The 319-nt window shown below is 78.7% G+C and carries 1 pseudogene; it reads right to left on the bottom strand.

Annotated features, from left to right (window positions below):
• Nucleotides 1–319, bottom strand: a pseudogene (locus ACHAAJ_RS15615) (hypothetical protein); the annotation flags it as partial.

Below are 319 nucleotides of genomic sequence, written 5' to 3' on the forward strand. Positions count from 1 at the left end.
CGATGATCGCCCCGTCGTAGGGGTCGGTGAGGACCCGCCACCACGACGGTGCCGCGGCGAGCAGGGCCGCGGTGGATTCCAGGTCCAGGGCCCCGAGGCGTGCGGCGGTGGGAGGCTCCGCGCCCGGCGGGATGTCCCGCGCGGGCACCGGGTCGACCGCCGGCGGTCCCTCGTCGGTGGCCGGCGGCCGATCGGCCGCTGGCGGCGGTTGTGTTGCCGGGGGTGGGGTGGCGCCGGCGCGGGCGAGGGCGGGCAGCAGGGTCGCCGGGACGGTGATGCTCACGTGGGCCTGGACGTTCTCCAGTCCGGACCCGGCGGG

Source organism: Arthrobacter arnarulunnguaqae, from assembly GCF_051262515.1.
Lineage (GTDB): Bacteria > Actinomycetota > Actinomycetes > Actinomycetales > Micrococcaceae > Arthrobacter_N.